13 protein-coding genes are annotated in these 17,678 nt (G+C 69.6%); 3 read left to right on the forward strand and 10 right to left on the reverse strand.

Going from position 1 to position 17,678, the window contains the following annotated elements; all coding sequences use genetic code 11:
- Positions 1-83: 83 nt before the first annotated feature.
- From leuC to BZG35_RS15625, 10 genes are all read right to left on the reverse strand, one after another.
- On the reverse strand, positions 84-1,508 hold the full coding sequence (gene leuC, locus BZG35_RS15585) for a 3-isopropylmalate dehydratase large subunit (protein WP_077357021.1): 1,425 nt from the start codon (positions 1,506-1,508) through the stop codon (positions 84-86).
- Positions 1,495-2,715, reverse strand: a complete 1,221-nt coding sequence (locus BZG35_RS15590) for a 2-isopropylmalate synthase (RefSeq protein ID WP_077357023.1) — start codon at positions 2,713-2,715, stop codon at positions 1,495-1,497. The genes leuC and BZG35_RS15590 overlap by 14 nt, the downstream gene beginning before the upstream one ends.
- Positions 2,712-2,978 carry an ACT domain-containing protein gene (locus tag BZG35_RS15595; protein WP_077357025.1) on the reverse strand — a complete coding sequence of 89 codons (267 nt, stop codon included), beginning with the start codon at positions 2,976-2,978 and terminating at the stop codon, positions 2,712-2,714. The genes BZG35_RS15590 and BZG35_RS15595 overlap by 4 nt, the downstream gene beginning before the upstream one ends.
- Entirely contained in the window at positions 2,975-4,705 is a 1,731-nt protein-coding gene (gene ilvG / locus BZG35_RS15600) for an acetolactate synthase 2 catalytic subunit (protein WP_077357027.1), read from the reverse strand. Before ilvG ends, BZG35_RS15595 begins: the two co-directional genes overlap by 4 nt.
- 36 nt (positions 4,706-4,741) lie before the next feature.
- Positions 4,742-5,752 carry a ketol-acid reductoisomerase gene (ilvC, locus tag BZG35_RS15605; RefSeq protein WP_077357028.1) on the reverse strand — a complete coding sequence of 337 codons (1,011 nt, stop codon included), beginning with the start codon at positions 5,750-5,752 and terminating at the stop codon, positions 4,742-4,744.
- Between the two features lie 3 nt (positions 5,753-5,755).
- Entirely contained in the window at positions 5,756-7,495 is a 1,740-nt protein-coding gene (locus BZG35_RS15610; RefSeq protein ID WP_077357030.1) for a dihydroxy-acid dehydratase, read from the reverse strand.
- Positions 7,496-7,593: 98 nt separating this feature from the next.
- The gene (locus BZG35_RS18040; protein ID WP_171981981.1) at positions 7,594-7,743 is read right to left on the reverse strand and encodes a hypothetical protein; all 150 of its coding nucleotides are present in this window, start codon (positions 7,741-7,743) and stop codon (positions 7,594-7,596) included.
- 125 nt (positions 7,744-7,868) lie between these two features.
- Positions 7,869-8,372, reverse strand: coding sequence for a DUF6702 family protein (locus tag BZG35_RS15615; RefSeq protein WP_150126067.1), 504 nt, complete (start codon positions 8,370-8,372; stop codon positions 7,869-7,871).
- Positions 8,369-10,768, reverse strand: a complete 2,400-nt coding sequence (locus BZG35_RS15620; protein ID WP_077357034.1) for a M1 family metallopeptidase — start codon at positions 10,766-10,768, stop codon at positions 8,369-8,371. Before BZG35_RS15620 ends, BZG35_RS15615 begins: the two co-directional genes overlap by 4 nt.
- Positions 10,769-10,856: 88 nt before the next feature.
- Entirely contained in the window at positions 10,857-11,423 is a 567-nt protein-coding gene (locus tag BZG35_RS15625; protein ID WP_253189200.1) for a TetR/AcrR family transcriptional regulator, read from the reverse strand.
- Positions 11,424-11,585: 162 nt separating this feature from the next.
- On the opposite strand from BZG35_RS15625, the gene BZG35_RS15630 reads away from it, so the two are divergent.
- The 3 genes from BZG35_RS15630 to BZG35_RS15640 are packed head-to-tail and all read left to right on the forward strand — an operon-like array spanning position 11,586 to position 17,507.
- Positions 11,586-12,800, forward strand: a complete 1,215-nt coding sequence (locus BZG35_RS15630) for an efflux RND transporter periplasmic adaptor subunit (RefSeq protein WP_077357038.1) — start codon at positions 11,586-11,588, stop codon at positions 12,798-12,800.
- Between the two features lie 10 nt (positions 12,801-12,810).
- Positions 12,811-16,071 (forward strand): efflux RND transporter permease subunit, encoded by a 3,261-nt coding sequence (locus BZG35_RS15635; RefSeq protein ID WP_077357040.1) that lies wholly within the window; start codon positions 12,811-12,813, stop codon positions 16,069-16,071.
- Positions 16,068-17,507, forward strand: coding sequence for an efflux transporter outer membrane subunit (locus tag BZG35_RS15640; RefSeq protein WP_077357042.1), 1,440 nt, complete (start codon positions 16,068-16,070; stop codon positions 17,505-17,507). Before BZG35_RS15635 ends, BZG35_RS15640 begins: the two co-directional genes overlap by 4 nt.
- The last annotated feature ends 171 nt before the right edge of the window (positions 17,508-17,678 follow it).

Consider the following 17,678-nt stretch of genomic DNA (forward strand, 5'->3'; position numbering starts at 1 on the left):
ACCGGGTGTCGAAGCCTTCCTTTGACGGCGCGCCTCCACCCCATCCCCGGCCCTTCCCCCTCCAGGGGACGGGAGCAGAATCGTTACGCATCGACCGTCTCCCCCAGATAGACTCGCGGATCGGTCAGCACCCCGGCGATGGCCGAGGCCGCCGCCGTGGCCGGGCTGGCCAGGATGGTGCGGGCGCCCTTGCCCTGACGGCCCTCGAAATTGCGGTTGGAGGTCGAGACGGCCAGCTGCCCGGGCGCGACCACGTCGCCGTTCATGGCGATGCACATTGAACAGCCCGGGATGCGCCATTCGGCCCCGGCCTCGAGGAAGACGGTGTGCAGCCCCTCGGCCTCGGCGTCACGGCGCACGGCCTCGGAACCCGGCACCACCAGCATGCGGACGCCGGGCTTGACCCTGCGGCCCCGGATCACGTCCGCCGCCGCGCGCAGATCCGGCAGGCGGCCGTTGGTGCAGGAGCCGATGAAGACCACATCGACCGGCTGGGTCGTCGTCGTCTGGCCGGCCTCGAACCCCATATAGGCGATGGCCTTGCGGTCGCTGTCGGAGCGCGGCTCGGGCACGCGGGACCCGATCGGGGCCCCGGCGTCGGGCGTGGTGCCCCAGGTGGCCATGGGCCGGATCGCCGAACCGTCCAGCGCGATCTCCTGATCGAACACCGCGCCCGGATCGCTGGCCAGGGCCAGCCAGCCGGCGGCGGCGGCCTCCCAGGCCTGGCCCTGCGGCGCGTGACGGCGGCCGCGCAACCAGTCGAGCGTCTTCTGGTCCGGGGCGATCATGCCCGCCCGCGCGCCCGCCTCGATCGACATGTTGCAGAGCGTCATCCGCCCTTCCATGTCGAGATCGCGCACCACCTGGCCGGCGTATTCGATGACGAAGCCGGTGCCGCCGCCGAAGCCCAGGGCGGCGATCACGGCCAGGGCCACGTCCTTGCCGGAGACCCCGGGCCGCAGCGTTCCGTCGATGGTCACCCGCAGGGTCTGGGACTTGCGCTGCAGCAGGCACTGGGTCGCCAGCACGTGGCCGACCTCGGAGGTGCCGATGCCGAAGGCCAGGGCGCCGAAGGCGCCGTGGGTCGCCGTATGGCTGTCGCCGCAGACCACGGTCATGCCGGGCTGGGTCAGGCCCAGTTCGGGACCCATGACATGGACCACGCCCCGGTCGCCGGAGCCCCAGCCGGCCAGTTCGATGCCGTGGCGGGCGCAGTTCTGTTCCAGCCGGTGCACCTGGGCCTCGGCCTCGGCGGTGACATAGGGGCGATGCCCGTCCGGCCCGGCCGGCAGGGTCGGGGTCGAATGGTCCAGGGTGGCGAAGGTGCGGTCGGGCCGGCGCACTTTCAGCCCCCTCGCCTCGATCTCGGTGAAGGCCTGGGGGCTGGTGACCTCATGGACCAGATGCAGGTCGATATAGAGGACGCCCGGCGTCTCGGCCGTCTCCGCCACCACGACGTGGCGGTCCCAGACCTTGTCGAACAGGGTGCGGGGCTCAGGCTGCGGCATGCGCCGCCTCTCGCTGCGTCGCCACGCAGATGGCCACCAGCTCCTTGTCGTCGATCTCGCCGATGTCGTCCGCCCGCGTCTTGAAGGCGGCGAAGGCGGCGGTCAGGTGGTCGCCGACCAGGGGATAGCCCAGCACCTCGGCCCGCTTGGCCACGGCCGTCCGGCCCGAATGCTTGCCCAGGACGAAGAAGCTGCCGGCGAACCCGACGTCCTCGGGCCGCATGATCTCATAGGTGCGGGCGTCGGCGTACATGCCGTGCTGGTGGATGCCGGCCTCGTGGGCGAAGGCGTTTATGCCGACGATGGCCTTGTTGCGCACGATGGGCGAGTGGGTGATCTCGCTCAGCAGCCGGCTGGTCTCGACCAGTTTGGTGGCGTCGACGCCGGTGGTCACGCCATAGCGTTCGGCCCGGGTGCGCAGGGCCATGACCACCTCTTCCAGGGCGGCGTTGCCCGCCCGTTCGCCGATGCCGTTGATGGTCGATTCCACCTGCCGCACCCCGGCCTCGATGGCCGACAGGCTGTTGGCGACGGCCAGCCCCAGGTCGTTGTGGCAGTGGGCCGAGAAGACGACGTGGGGAAACCGCGGCCGGATCCGGGCGATCAGGAACCGGTACAGGCTGGCGATCTCGTCCGGCGTCGCATAGCCGACCGTGTCCGGCACGTTCAGGGTCGAGGCCCCGGCCCCGGCCGTCGCTTCCAGCACCTCGGCCAGGAATTCCGGCTCGGTGCGGATAGCGTCCTCGGCCGAGAACTCGACGTCGTGGAAATGGGTCCGGGCGTATTCGACGGCGCGGACCGCCTGGGCCAGGACCTGGTCCGGGGTCATCCGCAGCTTGGCCGAGCGGTGGATCGGGCTGGTGCCGATGAAGACATGGCAGCGCCGGCGCTTCGTCCCCCGCAGGGCCCGGTAGGAGGCGTCGATGTCGGCCTCGTTAGCCCGCGACAGGGAGCAGAAGACCGGCCCCGAGTCGTCCTCGGCCATCTCGCCCACCACGGCGCGGATACAGTCCTCGTCGCCCGGAGAGGCGGCGGCGAAGCCCGCCTCCATCACGTCGACGCCCAAAGCCTTCAGCTGGCGGCCCATGCGGACCTTGTCCTCGGGCGACATGGAGAAGCCCGGGGCCTGTTCGCCGTCGCGCATGGTGGTGTCGAAGACGACGACCCGGTTGGGGTCTCCTACGCCATCGGATACGGAGCCGCTCATGCCGCCACCCCGCTCTGGTAGCCGTAGGTCGCGGCAGAGAAGCCGACCCGGGTCGTGCCGACCAGCTTGTCGATCTGGCGGCCCAGGTTTTCGGTGCAGCGGCCGGCGTCGCGCCCGCGGACCTGCAGCTGGACACGGCGCATCGCCCCCTCGTCCGACAGGCTCATGGCGTCGATGTGAAAACCGCGGCGCTCCACGAGACCGATCAGGCGCTGAAGCGAGCCGTCGGCCCGGTCGATCTGGATCTGGATGGTCTCGGTCATGCCATGTCTCCTTCGTCAAAGCGCGTGTCGTGCATCATCTCGCCGTTGGACTTGCCCGGGGGCACCAGCGGCCAGACGTTTTCCTTGGGGTCGATCAGGACGTGCATCAGGCAGGGCCCCGGGGCCGCCAGCAGGCGGGCGATGCCGTCGGTGACCTGGTCGCGTCGGTCGATCCTGAAGGCCTCGATGCCGAAGGCCTGGGCCACGGCGACGAAGTCGGGATTGTCGGACAGATCGACCTCGGAATAGTTCTCGGCGAAGAACAGCTCCTGCCACTGGCGCACCAGGCCCAGGCTGGAGTTGTCCAGCAGCACGATCTTCAGCGCCACGCCGTAGCGGCGCAGGGTCGCCAGCTCCTGGATGTTCATCATGAAACTGCCGTCGCCCGACACGGTGACGACGTGGGCCGCGGGGCTGGCCATCTTGGCCCCCAGGCCGGCGGGCAGGCCGTAGCCCATGGCCCCCAGACCACCCGAGGTCAGGTGGGCCTCGGGCCGCGAGAATTCGCAGTGCTGCGCCACCCACATCTGGTGCTGGCCGACGTCGCAGGCGGCCACGAACCCGTCGCCGGCGGTCCGGGACAGTTCGTTCAGCAGAGCCGGCGCATAGACCCCCTCGCCCGGGGCGTCATAGCGGAAGGCGTTGCGGCGGGCGTTGTCGGTGCAGCGGCCGGCCCAGGCCTCGATGGCCAGGGGACGGGCGGCGACGCGCTGGGTCAGGGCCTCGATCCCGGCCTTCAGGTCGCCGACGACCGGCACATGGACGGCCCGCAGCTTGTTGATTTCGGCCGGGTCGATGTCGAAATGGACGACCTTCGCATGGGGCGCGAACTCGTTCAGCTTGCCGGTCGCGCGGTCGTCGAACCGGGCCCCGAAGACGATCAGCAGGTCGCTCTCCTGCACCGCCTCATTGGCCGCGCGGGTGCCGTGCATGCCCAGCATGCCCAGGAAGCCGGGGGCATCGGTGCGGATCGAACCCAGGGCGTTCAGGGTCGAGACGGTCGGGATGCCGGTGCGCTCGGCGAAGGCGCGCAGGGCTTCGACGGCCCCGGCGATTTTCACCCCGCCGCCGATGTAGATCAGCGGCCGTTCGGCGGCGCGGATCAGGGTCTCCGCCTCGGCGATCGCGGCGTGATCCAGCGGCGCGACCGCGTTCGGATAATGGAAACCGAAGTCGTCCGAAGTCATCCCAACCTGAACATCTTTCGGCAGATCGACCAGCACCGGCCCCGGCCGGCCGGAGCGGGCGACGTGGAAGGCCTCCTCGATCACGGCGGGGACGTCGGCCGGATCGCGCACGACCCAGCTGTGCTTCACCAGCGGCAGGGTGACGCCCAGGATGTCGATCTCCTGGAAGGCGTCGGTCCCCATCAGATGGGTGGCGACATTGCCGGTGATGCAGACCATCGGCACCGAATCCATCATGGCGTTGGCGATGCCGGTGATCAGATTGGTCGCGCCCGGGCCTGAGGTCGCCATACAGACCCCGACCTTGCCGGTGGACCGGGCATAGGCGTCGGCGGCGAAGGCCGCGCCCTGTTCGTGCCGGACCAGGATATGCTTCAGGCCCGACCCGGTCAGGGCGTCATAGACGGGCATGATCGCCCCGCCCGGATAGCCGAACACCACCTCGACGCCCAGCCGCTCCAGGGTCGAGACGAGCAGCCGCGCGCCGCTCTGGGGCGGGTGGGCGGCTTTGGCGCTGATGGCGGTGGCGACGGCGGTCATGATCGGTCTGGGACTGACTGGGTTGGGGTTTCGGGATCAGGCGGCTTCGGCGGTCTTGGGGGCGTGCAGCCAGGCCATCCGCTCGCGCAGACCGGCCCCGACCGACTCGATCAGATGCTCGCCGTCGGCCTTGACCAGGGCGTCGTAGGCGCCCTTGCCGGCCTCGTTCTCGGCGATCCATTCGCGGGCGAAGGTGCCGTCCTGGATCTCGGTCAGGATGTCCTTCATCCGGGCGCGGGTCTCGGCGTTGATCACGCGCGGACCGCTGACGACCGAGCCCCATTTGGCGGTCTCGGAGATGAACTCGTTCATCTTGGTGATGCCGCCCTCGTAGAACAGGTCGACGATCAGCTTCAGCTCGTGCAGGCATTCGAAATAGGCGATCTCGGGCTGGTAGCCGGCCTCGACCAAGGTGGTGAACCCGCCCATGACCAGCTCCTTGGCGCCGCCGCACAGGACCGCCTGCTCGCCGAACAGGTCGGTCTCGGTCTCTTCCTTGAAACTGGTTTCCAGCAGGCCGCCGGTCGCGCCGCCGATGCCCTTGGCATAGCCCATGGCCCGGTCTCGGGCCTTGCCGGTGGCGTCCTGCTCGACCGCGAAAAGGGCGGGGACCCCGCGTCCGCGCGCATATTCGCGCCGGACCAGATCGCCCGGCCCCTTGGGCGCGACCAAGATGACGTCCATGTCCTTCCGCGGCGTGACGCGGCCGTACAGGATCGAGAAGCCGTGGGCGAACAGGAGGGCCGACCCCTTCTTGGCGTTGGGCTCGATCACGTCCTTGTAGATCTGGGCCTGGGCCATGTCGGGCGTCAGGATGGCGATGATGTCCGCCCCCTTGACCGCCTCGGCCGGCTCCGCCGTGGCGACGCCGTCGGCGGTGGCGTTCTTCCAGCCCTTGCCGCCGTGGCGGACGCCCGCGATCACGTCGTGGCCGCTGTCCTTCAGGTTCTGGGCATGGGCCCGACCCTGGGAGCCATAGCCGATGATGGCGATGCGGTGGCCCGCGATGACGCCGGGGCGGATGTCGTCGTTGGTGTAGATTTCCATGGCCTAGGCTTCCTGCGTCTGACGGGTTTCCGCACGGATCTGAGCCGGCGGCGGGTTGGGAATGGTGACGGCCCCCTGCGCGGCCGAGGCCACGCTGGCGCGGTATTTGGCGAAGACGCCGGTCGCGGGGTTCAGCGGCGGGGCGACATGGCCGGTGCGGCGCGCGGCCAGGTCGGCGGCAACGTCGATCCGGCGCGCGGTCACATCGATGGTGATGCGGTCGCCATCGCGGATCAGGGCGATGGGCCCGCCCGCCGCGGCTTCCGGCGAGACGTGGCCGGCGACGAAGCCGTAGCTGGCCCCCGAGAACCGGCCGTCGGTGATCAGGGCGACGTCGTGGATGCCCCGGCCCTTCAAAGCGGCGGTGACCTGCAACATCTCGCGCATGCCGGGGCCGCCCTTGGGACCCTCGTAGCGGATGACGATGACGTCGCCCTCGCCGATCGATCCGTCCTGGACGGCGTGGAAGGCGTCTTCCTCGCTGTCGAACACGCAGGCCGGACCCTCGAACCGGTCGACCTTGTGGCCGGTCAGTTTGATGACCGCGCCCTCGGGGGCGATATCGCCATAGATGACGGCATAGGAGCCGCGCGGGCTGATCGGGGCGGCGATCGTGGTCACCACCTGCTGGCCGGGGGCCTCTTCTGCCTCGGCGGCCTCGGCGAACAGGCTGCGGCCGCTGACGGTCGGGGCGTTGACGATCTTGCCCGCCTCGGCCAGCCGCTGGGTCACCAGACGGGTGCCGCCCGCCGCATACAGATGGCTGGCCAGGAAGCGGCCGCCGGGCTTCAGGTCGCAGATGACCGGCGTGGTCTCGCAGGCCGTGTTGCAGTCCTCGACGCCGAACTCGACGCCCGCCTCGATGGCGATGGCGGCCAGGTGCAGCACCGCATTGGTCGAACCGCCCGAGGCGGATACGGCGGCGGCGGCGTTCTTCAGGCTGGCCCGCGTGATGTATTTGCGGGCCGTGTCGCCGGCGAAGACCCGTTCGACGATCAGTTCGCCGCAGCGATGGCCCTGGGCCCCCTTGGCCGGATCGACCGCGGGGACGTCGTTGGCGCCCATCGGCGACAGACCCATGACCGACAGGGCCATGGCCATGGTGTTGGCGGTGAACTGTCCGCCGCAGGCCCCGGCACCCGGGCAGGCGGCGGCCTCGACCGCCTTCAGCCCCGCGTCGTCCAGAGTGCCCGCGCCGTGGGCTCCGATGGCCTCGAACACGTCCTGGATCGAGATCTCACGGCCGCCGACCACGCCCGGCAGGATGGTGCCGCCGTAATAGACCAGACCCGGGATATCCATCCGCGCCAGGGCCATGGCGGCGGCCGGGATGGTCTTGTCGCAGCCGACGATGCAGACGACCCCGTCCATCTGATGTCCCTGGACCGCCAGCTCGATCGAGTCGGCCACGACCTCGCGCGAGATCAGAGAGGCCTTCATGCCCGGCGTGCCCATGGAGATGCCGTCGGTGACGACGATAGTGTTGAAGTCGATCGGGAAGCCGCCCGCCGCGACGATCCCGGCGCGGACGTCCCTGGCCAGGCGGTCCAGGTGCATGTTGCACGGCGTGACGGACGACCAGGTGTTGACCACCGCGATCATCGGCTTGTCGAAGTCGGTGTCGTCCATGCCGGCGGCCCGCAGATAGCTGCGGGCCGCGGCGCGGTTGGCTCCGGCGGTCACGACCGCGCTTCTTCGCCGGGGCGAAGGAGACGTGTCCTGAGAGGTGGAATCTTGCGTCATGGTCTTCAGGCGTTCCGGTAGGGGGTCTCGGATCGGCGCAACAAAAAACCCGCTTCCTGTCGGGAGCGGGTGTCTGCGAGCGATCCTGATGTTGGGGTTCAGGTCAGCTGCATCCACGCCGCTCCGGAGAGCAGAAGCACGAGTACGCTGAGGGTAAGGGTGATCATGGCGGCGGGCGCGCCGGAGGGGGCCGCGGCGGCGATGCGCGCGGTGGGTCGGGTCGAGGGGTAGCGGGTGCGGTGGCTCACGGCCGGCTCCTGATTGCCGCGCCATAAGGCCAGAAACCGTAGCGCTGCGCAAGAGGCGCTGGAAGAAACTTCCAAGACGCAGGGTCTACCGTCGGTTCACCGGTAAAATTACCCCGTGACGCGTCTCAACGGGTGAAAACAACCGTTTGCGCGGGGCTGCCGGGTCGAAATACGACGGTGCGCGTGACGCCGGCGGCGCGGATGTTGACCTGCTGTTCCTGATCGTCGTGCACGCCGGGGAAGAAATCGAGATCGACCCGCACCGTCCGGACCGCCCCGCCCGCCGTCCCCGTCCCGGCGAAGTCGACCCGGATATTGTCTCCGGCCAGATCAGTCTCTTCATGATCCAGGTCGATCCGTTCGCCGTTGACCTCGAGCCGGAAGCGGCGGTCGAGATGCGCTTCCAGCGCCGAGACGGCGGCTGGGTCGTCCAGGGTCGGCTGGGCGTCCGGAGCGACCGTGACCAGCGCGGGCTCCACGTCATGGGCGGCGAAGCGGTGGGTGACGGTGACGCCGCCGGTCGCCGGGTCGATCACCACCACCGTCAGCCCCCCGTGGCCGCGGTGGGCCAGGGTCGGGGTGGCCAGCATCATCGCGGCCGCCATGAGGGAGAGGCCCAGCCGCCTCATGGCGTCACCGCCCGGGGGCGCAGGCTGTCGGGCGTGACCCGGCGGTCGTCGTCGCGCATCCGGTTGGGGGCCTGGGGGCCCTGGGGCGCCAGGGGGACCAGACTGGGCTGGATCGATTGCGGGAAGCCGTTGTTGGCGCGGTCGGCGTCGGCGGTCTCCCACAGGGGATCGACCTCGGCCGAGACCAGGGTCTTGGACGACACATGCTGCCAGGTCACGGTCTGGCTGTTGCGCCGCCAGACCTCGGCGGGGATGCGCACGATCTCGTCCGAGCCGTCCGACCAGTTCAGCTTCAGGATCACCGGCATCACCAGCCCGCCCCGGTTGGAGAAGGTGAAGCGATAGACGTTGTCGTCGAAGGTCAGGGCCTGGCGGCGGTTGGCGTCAGCCTCCGCGGCGGTGCGAGCCTTGGCGGCGTCGCGGCGCTCGGTGGCCGTGACGGTGAAGGCGTCGGTCTCGTCATAGTAGTCGCGGACCGACGGATCGCGCTCGGTCACGGTTTCGATGCCCCGGTTGTTGACCACGGTGCGCGATTCCGGCTCGGCCTCGAAGCGTGCGCGGGCGGCGCGGGCGCGGGCCTCGGGGTCGGCGGACTCCAGCGACACGGCGATGACCTTGTCCAGCGAGATGTCGACGTGGTCGGTGGTGTAGAACCAGCCGCGCCAGAACCAGTCCAGGTCCATGCCCGAGGACTCTTCCATGGTGCGGAAGAAGTCGTAGGGGGTCGGCCGCTTGAAGGCCCAGCGCTGCGAGTATTCGCGGAAGGCCCGGTCGAACAGCTCGCGGCCCATGACCGTCTCGCGCAGGATGTTCAGGGCCGTCGCCGGCTTGGCGTAGGCGTTGTTGCCGAACTGCAGGATGCTGTCCGACTGAGTCATGACCGGCACCTGGTTCTCGGAGATCATGTATTCGACGATCTGGCGCGGCTCGCCCCGGGCGGGGAAGTCGGCGTCCCACAGCTTTTCGGCCTGATACTGCAGGAAGCTGTTCAGCCCCTCGTCCATCCAGGTCCACTGGCGTTCGTCGGAGTTGATGATCATCGGGAAATAGGTGTGGCCCACCTCATGGATGATGACCCCGATCAGCCCGGCCTTGGTCCGCTCGGTATAGGTCAGGCTGCCGTCGTCGCCCCGCAGCGGGCGCGGCCCGTTGAAGGTGATCATCGGATATTCCATCCCGCCGACCGGGCCGTTGACCGACTGGGCCGCGGGATAGGGGTAGGTGATCGAGAACTGGTTGTAGACGTCCAGGGTGTGGGCCACGGCCTTGGTCGACCAGGAGTCCCAAAGGGGCCGGGCCTCCTTGGGGAAGAAGGACATGGCCATGACCACCGGGTGTTCGGCGCTGTCCTGTTCGACGCCCATGGCGTCCCAGATGAATTTGCGGCTGGAGGCGAAGGCGAAGTCGCGCACGTTCGCGGCGGCGAAGTTCCAGGTCCGGGTTCCGGAGCGGGCGGGGCTGGCCTCGGCCGCGGCGGCCTCGGCCGGGGTCACGATATAGACGGGTTCATCGGCGGTGCGGGCCTGGTCCAGGCGCTGGCGCTGGGCGGCGGTCAGGATGTCGAGGTTCTGCAGCGCGCCGGTGGCCGAGACCTGGTGGTCGGCCGGGGCGGTGATCGAAACGTCGTAGTCGCCGAACTCCAGCGTGAACTCGCCCGATCCCAGGAATTGTGCGTTGTGCCAGCCCTCATAGTCCGAATAGACCGCCAGTCGCGGGAACCACTGGGCCGCCAGGAAGATGCAGTTGCCGTCCTCCCAGGCCTTGGTGAAACACTCATAGCCGCTGCGCCCGCCGACGACATTGGTCTCGGGCAGCGGCAGGGTGAAGGCGATGGTGAAGGTGAAGGTCTCGCCGGTGCCCAGCGTCTGGGGCAGGTCGATGCGCAGCAGGGAGTCGGTGATCGAGAACGGCAGGTCCCGGCCGTCCGCCCCCGTGATCTTCAGATCGTTGAACCCGCCCTCCCATTCCTGGAAACGCTGCACCCGCACGACCTCGTTGACGGACAGGGTGGTGTCGGAGCCGACCGTGCGGCTGCGTTCGGCCAGGGAGGCGCGGCGATAGTTCTGCTGGTCCAGCAGCAGCCACAGATAGCCCAGCCGGTCCGGCGAATTGTTGGTGTAGGTGACCGTCTCGGTGCCCGTCAGGGTGCGATCACCCTCGTCCAGCGCGACGTCGATTTCGTAATCGACCTTCTGCTGCCAGTAGCGATGCCCCGGGGCCCCCGAGGCGTTGCGATAGTCGGTGGGGGTGGGCCAGTCCTCGCCCTCGAACTGGCGGAACTTGTCCTCGAAGGTGCCGGTCGTCTGCTGGATCGGGCCGACGCTGACCTGGGCCGACGCCGCCGTTCCGCCCATCGCGACGACCGCGGCAAGCGCCGCCAACATCCATCCACGCATCCGCAAGCCCCGTCCGTCTTCAAAAGTTCACGGCGGACCTTAAAGCCGGAGGCACGCCACGCAAGCGGAGCCGGGCCCGTTGGTCCGCTCAGCCGTCGACCAGGTCCTGAAGGATCTTCGCGACACGGGTCTTCAACCGCTCGCACTGGTCCGGGGTCATGTTCAGCCCGCCCGACAGGTCCCGACTGACGGTCAGCCCCATCATCATGCCCGCCGCGATGCGGACGCGGATCTCGGCGTCCTCGCCGCCGACCCAGGCGATGAAGGGCTCGTAGAAGGTCTCGCGCGACGCCCGCTGGATCACCTCGGCGGCCTTGGGCGAGGCGATCGACCGAAGCATCAGCAGCAGCCAGGCCAGCTTGCCCTCCTTGCGCGCGCCATAGACGATGTCGTGGGCCATGCGCTCGCCGAAGGTGGCCCGGTCGCCCTCGGTCAGGTCGGCGCCCGTGCCGCAGCCGTCCATCACCGCGCGGAACAGTTCTTCCTTGGAGCCGAAATAGCGGCTGATCAGCGCCGGATCGACGCCGACTTCGCCCGCCACATCCCGGATACCGACCTGATCATAGCTCTCAGCCGAAAACCGACGCGTGGCGGCGTCCAGAATGGCCTCGCGCGTGGCGGCAGCATTTCTCGGTCGGCAGGCGACGAAACTCAAGTTGATCTCCTCTAGCCCCGCATTAGCTATGGCCATGTCATCGCCTGTTGACAAGCGCGACCGACACATTCATCTAAGTCAACAGGCGATGACCGGTCTCCCCCGACTTGCGTCCGGCCGCGCCGAAGACAGGGATTTCTACCCAAATTGGAGAGTGCGCGCATGCGCAGGCTGAAGATCGTCGCCGTGTCCGTCCTTGCGACGGGCGCGCTTTATGGCTGTTCGCAACCGTCCGAGGCCCAGGGCCCGCCGCCTGCTGCACCGGTCACGGTCGCCGTGCCCCTGGCCGAGCGCGTCGTAGACTGGGACGACTTCACCGGTCGGTTCGAGGCCACTTCCCAGGTCGAGGTCCGCGCCCGCGTCGGCGGCTTCATCCAGGCCGTTCACTTCCGCGATGGCGACTTCGTCCGCCGCGGCCAGCTGCTGTTCACCCTGGACCCGCGTCCGGCGCAGGCCCAGCTCGCCGCCGCCCAGGCCGCCCTGACCCAGGCCCAGTCGCAGTTGTCCCTGGCCCGCACCAACCTGACCCGCTCGCAAGGCCTGCTGGCCAGCCAGGCCGTCAGCCAGTCCGAGGTCGACACCAATTCAGGCGCCGTCCAGAACGCCCAGGCCGCCGTCGCCTCGGCCCAGGCCGCCGTCCGCGCGCGCCAACTGGATGTCGAATTCACCCGCGTCACCGCCCCGGCCTCCGGCCGCGTGTCCGACCGTCGGGTCGATCCGGGCAACGTCGTCGCCGGGGGCTCCTCGGCCGCCGACATCCTGACCACGATCGTCTCCTCCTCGCCGATCTATTTCGTGTTCGAGGGCTCCGAGTCCCTGCTGCTGAAGTATCAGCGCGACGCCCGCGCCGGCCGGTCGGCCCCCGTGCGCATCCGCCTGCAGGACGAGAGCGACTTCACCCGCACCGGCACGCTGGACTTCACCGACAACGCCATCGATCCGGCCTCGGGCACGATCCGTCTGCGCGCCGTCATCCCCAACGGCGACGGCTTCCTGAAGCCCGGCATGTTCGCCCAGGGCCGCGTCGCCGGCGCCGGAGCCTATGACGCCCTGCTGGTGCCGGATTCGGCCGTCGGCACGGATCAGGCGCGCCGCGTCGTCTCCGTCGTCGCCGCCGACGGCTCGGTCACCCCGACCCCGGTCCAGCTCGGACCGCTGGTCGACGGCCTGCGCGTCGTCCGCTCGGGCCTGCGCCCCACCGACCGCATCATCATCGAGGGTCTGCAGCGCGCCATGCCCGGCACCAAGATCGCCCCGACCAACGGCCGCATCGTGCGTCAGCCTCGCCAGGAGACCGTCCCGACCACGACGGCCCCGCCGGCGGCGACCGGCACCTCCGCCGCCGCCCTGACCCAATCCGTCGCCATCGGCGACTGAGACCAGACGCATGAACATCTCGCGCTTCTTCATCGACCGGCCGATCTTCGCCGCCGTGCTGGCGGTGTTCATCACCCTGGTCGGGATCTTCGCCTATCCGCTGCTGCCCCTGGCGCAGTATCCGGACATCGCGCCGCCCACGATCACCATCAACACCGCCTATTCCGGAGCCTCGGCCGAGACCTTGGCCGAGACGGTGGCGGCGCCGATCGAGCAGGAGGTCAACGGCGTCGAGGGGATGCTGTACCTGTCGTCCTCCTCGACCTCGGACGGCACGGTGGCGATCACCGTGACCTTCGAACCCGGCACCGATCTGGATAACGCCCAGGTGCTGGTCCAGAACCGGGTCGCCCTGGCCGAGCCGCGCCTGCCCGAGGCCGTCCGTCAGGTCGGCGTCATCGTCAACAAGCAGGAATCCGGCTTCCTGATGATCCTGGGCCTGACCTCGCCCGGCGACGTCCTGAACAGCGACTATATCGGCAACTACGCCAACTCGACCCTGCGCGACCGCCTGCTCCGGATCGAGGGCGTGGGCAACGTCACCGTCTTCGGCGGCGGCAACTATTCGATGCGGGTCTGGATCGATCCGGCCAAGGCCGCCGCGCGCGGTCTGAACGCCTCCGACATCACCACCGCCCTGCGCGGCCAGAACATCCAGGCCGCCGCCGGCTCGATCGGCCAGCCCCCCTTCGCCACCAACGCCTCCGCCTTCCAGCAGCCGATCCAGGTCCAGGGGCGTCTATCCAGCCCCGAGGAATTCGCCGACATCGCCGTCAAGACCGACGCCGACGGCCGGGTCACGCGCATCCGCGACATCGCCCGCGTCGAACTGGGTGCTCAGGACTATGGCATCCAGGGCTATTTCGACGGCGTCCGCGGCGTCGGCATCGCCGTCGTTCAGCAGCCGGGGGCCAATGCGCTCGGCACCGCCGAACGCGTCCTGGCCGAGGTCGAGGCCATCAAGGCCGACGCGCCCGCGGGTCTGGAGATCGGCGTCCCCTACAACCCGACGGAATTCGTCGCCGCCTCGGTCGAGTCGGTCCAGCACACCCTGATCGAGGCGGTCATTCTGGTCGTCCTGGTCGTGCTGATCTTCCTGCAGTCGTGGCGCGCCGCGATCATCCCGATCGTCGCCATCCCGATCGCGCTGGTCGCCACCTTCGCGGTGCAGCTGGCGCTCGGCTATTCGATCAACTCCCTGTCGCTGCTGGCCCTGGTGCTGGCGGTGGGGATCGTGGTCGATGACGCCATCGTCGTGGTCGAGAACGTCGAACGCTACGTCCGCGAGGGTCTGTCGCCCAAGGAGGCCGCCTACAAGTCCATGGAGGAGGTCTCCGGTGCCCTGATCGCCATCGGTCTGGTGCTGGTGGCCGTGTTCATCCCGACCATGTTCGTGCCGGGCATCCCGGGCATCTTCTACCGCCAGTTCGCCGTCACCATCGCGGCGGCGACCGTGGTCTCCCTATTCGTCTCCCTGACGCTGTCGCCGGCCATGGCCGCCCTGCTGCTCAAGCCGCACCAGCACCATGACGAGGCCGCCCCGCGTCCCCGCACGGCCTTCGGCAAGGCGAAATACTACGCCGGCTGGGGCGGACGGAAGTTCAACGAGGGCTTCGACTGGCTGTCCGACCGCTACGGCCGTCTGACCGCGCGTCTGGTCCGGACCGTGGCCCTGGTGCTGGTCGTCTACGTCGGCCTGCTGGGCCTGACGGCCTGGCGTCTGATCGACACCCCCTCCGGCTTCATCCCCGAGCAGGATCAGGGCTATCTGATCGGCGTCGTGCAGCTGCCGGCCGGCTCCTCGCTGGAGCGGACCAATGCGGTGATGGACCGGGCCCGGGTCATCATCGAGGGCACCGAAGGCGTCGACGGCACCGTGGCCTTCGCCGGTCTGGACGGGACCAGCTTCTCGTTCGGGTCTAATGCCGCGACCATCTTCGTGCGCCTGAACGACTATGAGGACCGCACGACGCGCGAGACCACGGCGACCGCCCTGGCCGGGGCCATCACCGGGGCCGCCTCCGGCATCCAGAACGCCAACATCTTCGTCATCGCCCCGCCCTCGGTTCAGGGGCTGGGAACCGGCAACGGCTTCGCCATGATGGTCCAGGACACGTCCGCGGCCGGCTATGGCGCGCTGGAAGGGGCCACCTATGCGATGATGGGCGCGGCGGCCGCGGCCCCGACCCAGGTGCAGCAGGTGTTCTCGACCTACAACACCGGTTCGCCGCGCATCGAGGCCGACGTCGACCGCGACCGGGCCCTGATGATGGGCGTCCAGCCCTCGGCCGTGTTCGAGACCATGGGCATCTATCTGGGATCGTCCTACGTCAACGACTTCAATATGCTGGGCCGGACCTTCCGGGTCACCGCCCAGGCCGAGCCGGCCTATCGCGACGACATGGCCGACATCGCCAACCTGAAGGTCCGCTCCGAGAGCGGGGCCATGGTGCCGCTGGGCTCGGTGGCGACCCTGCGCGAAAGCGCGGGTCCGTCGCGGATCGTCCGCTACAACCTGTTCCCGGCGGCCGAGCTGCAGGGCCAGGGCGCGCCCGGCGTCTCGTCCGGCGAGGCCCTGGGCATCATGGAAGAGATGGCGGCCCAGGCCCTGCCGCCCGGCTTCTCCTACGAGTGGACCGGCCTGGCCTATCAGGAGAAACAGGCGGCGGGCGGGGCGACGATCATCTTCGTGGTCGCGGTGCTGCTGGTCTTCCTGGTGCTGGCCGCCCAGTACGAGGCCTTCACTCTGCCGCTGGCGGTCATCCTGATCGTGCCGATGTGTCTGCTGGCGGCCATGCTGGGGGTCAACGCCCTGGGGCTGGACAACAACATCCTGGTCCAGGTCGGGCTGGTGGTGCTGATCGCCCTGGCGGCCAAGAACGCCATCCTGATCGTGGAGTTCGCCAAGCAGCAGGAAGAGCACGGCATGGACCGCTGGGACGCCGCCGTCGCGGCCGCCCGGATCCGGCTGCGCCCGATCCTGATGACCTCCTTCGCCTTCATCCTGGGCGTGTTGCCCCTGGTGCTGGCCGATGGAGCCGGGGCCGAGATGCGTCAGTCGCTGGGCGCCGCCGTGTTCTTCGGCATGATCGGGGTCACCGTCTTCGGTCTGCTGTTCACCCCGGTCTTCTACGTGATCTGCCGCGGCCTGGCCGCCCGGATCCCGCAGACGCCGACCAAGCCCTCGGAGACGCCCACCACGGGCGCCCCCTATGGCTCCCACGAACCGGCGCCCGCGCACACCGCGCCGCGCACGGGAGACGCCGCATGATCCCGACCCGCCTTTCCCCCCTCCTGACCGCCTGCGCCGCCTCCGCCCTGTTGGCAGCGTGCGCGGTCGGGCCGAAGGCACCCGACGCCACTCTCCCCCCCCTCGCGTCGGGTGCCTTCGTAAGCACGCCGCTTGGGGCCGCCAACGGCGCGGTCTCGAAGGCAGAGGCGCGCAGCGACTGGTGGCGGCTCTATGCCGACCCCACGCTGGACGGCCTGATCGAACAGGCCTTCGCCCAAAACAACGAGCTGGAGGCGGCCGTCGCCAATCTGCGCGCCGTGCGGGCCAGCCTGTCGGAGGCCCGGTCGGGCCTGCTGCCGACGACCAACACCTCCGCGTCCGCGACACGCAGCCAGTCGTCGACCGCGACCTCGATCGGCCTGCCCGCCGGTCAGGACGCGCCCGAACTCGACGTCTATGACGTCGGCCTCGACGCCTCCTACGAGATCGACCTGTTCGGCCGGGTCGCCTCGACCATCCGCGCCGCCCGCGCCGATGTGGACGCCCAGGCCGCCGCGCTGGAGGTCATCCGCGTCTCCGTCGCAGCCGAGACCGCCCGGGCCTATGCCGACGCCTGTTCGGCCAATGCCCAGATCGCCGTCGCCGAACGCACCCTGGGCCTGCAGCAGAACACCGCCGACCTGACCCAGCGCCTGCTGGAAGGCGGGGCCGGCACCGGTCTGGACACCTCGCGCGCCCAGGCCGAGCTGGCCCTGACCCGGGCGCAGCTGCCGACGCTGCGGGCCCAGCGCGACGGGGCCCTGTATCGCCTGTCGACGCTGACGGGCGTGACCCCGACCGAGGCCTCCCAGGCCGCGCGGTCCTGCCAGCGTCCGCCGCAGCTGAACCAGCCGATCCCGGTCGGCGACGGCGCGGCCCTGCTGGCGCGTCGCCCCGACATCCGCCAGGCCGAACGCAGCCTGGCCGCCGCCGCCGCCCGCGTGAACGTGGCCACGGCCTCGCTGTATCCGACCATCTCCCTGGGCGGATCGCTGGGGTCGACGGCGCTGGACGCCTCGGACCTCAGCGACGACGACTCCTACCGGTTCTCGTTCGGCCCGCTTATCAGCTGGAGCTTCCCCAACATCCTGGCCACGCGCGCCCGGATCGAGGCGGCCGACGCCCGCACCGAGGCCGCCCTGGCGACCTTCGACCAGACGGTTCTGGCGGCGTTGCAGGAGACCGAAACGGCCCTGACCAACTACGCCAACGAGCTGGACCGCCGCGCGGCCCTGACCGAGGCGCGGGACCAGGCCGCCAACGCCGCCCGCCTGGCCCGCCTGCGGTTCGACGCCGGGGCCGACAGCCTGTTCACGGTGCTGGACGCCCAGCGCACGGAGGCCTCGGCCGAGGCGACCCTGGCCCAGTCGGACGCCCTGGTCACCAGCTACCAGATCGCCCTGTTCAAGGCCCTGGCCGGCGGCTGGGAAAGCTGAGGCACAGTGATCCCCCTCCCCCTCAGGGAGGGGGGTCGCAGCGCAGCGGAGACCGGGTGGGGGCGGCAGAACCATGCAGCGCTCTGCGGGGTCTAACTCGCCGGCCGCTCCCACCCCGTCGATGCAAGCGCATCGACGACCCCCCGGACGGGGAGGGAGAAGCCATCGGCA

The sequence above is a fragment of the Brevundimonas sp. LM2 genome, assembly GCF_002002865.1.
GTDB lineage: Bacteria > Pseudomonadota > Alphaproteobacteria > Caulobacterales > Caulobacteraceae > Brevundimonas.

What these genes read in the sequence shown, in the direction of transcription:
- leuC (WP_077357021.1), bottom strand. Translation starts at nt 1,508, where the DNA reads ATGCCGCAGCCTGAGCCCCGCACCCTGTTCGACAAGGTCTGGGACCGC.
- BZG35_RS15590 (WP_077357023.1), bottom strand. Translation starts at nt 2,715, where the DNA reads ATGAGCGGCTCCGTATCCGATGGCGTAGGAGACCCCAACCGGGTCGTC.
- BZG35_RS15595 (WP_077357025.1), bottom strand. Translation starts at nt 2,978, where the DNA reads ATGACCGAGACCATCCAGATCCAGATCGACCGGGCCGACGGCTCGCTT.
- ilvG (WP_077357027.1), bottom strand. Translation starts at nt 4,705, where the DNA reads ATGACCGCCGTCGCCACCGCCATCAGCGCCAAAGCCGCCCACCCGCCC.
- ilvC (WP_077357028.1), bottom strand. Translation starts at nt 5,752, where the DNA reads ATGGAAATCTACACCAACGACGACATCCGCCCCGGCGTCATCGCGGGC.
- BZG35_RS15610 (WP_077357030.1), bottom strand. Translation starts at nt 7,495, where the DNA reads ATGACGCAAGATTCCACCTCTCAGGACACGTCTCCTTCGCCCCGGCGA.
- BZG35_RS15615 (WP_150126067.1), bottom strand. Translation starts at nt 8,372, where the DNA reads ATGAGGCGGCTGGGCCTCTCCCTCATGGCGGCCGCGATGATGCTGGCC.
- BZG35_RS15620 (WP_077357034.1), bottom strand. Translation starts at nt 10,768, where the DNA reads ATGCGTGGATGGATGTTGGCGGCGCTTGCCGCGGTCGTCGCGATGGGC.
- BZG35_RS15630 (WP_077357038.1), top strand. Translation starts at nt 11,586, where the DNA reads ATGCGCAGGCTGAAGATCGTCGCCGTGTCCGTCCTTGCGACGGGCGCG.
- BZG35_RS15635 (WP_077357040.1), top strand. Translation starts at nt 12,811, where the DNA reads ATGAACATCTCGCGCTTCTTCATCGACCGGCCGATCTTCGCCGCCGTG.
- BZG35_RS15640 (WP_077357042.1), top strand. Translation starts at nt 16,068, where the DNA reads ATGATCCCGACCCGCCTTTCCCCCCTCCTGACCGCCTGCGCCGCCTCC.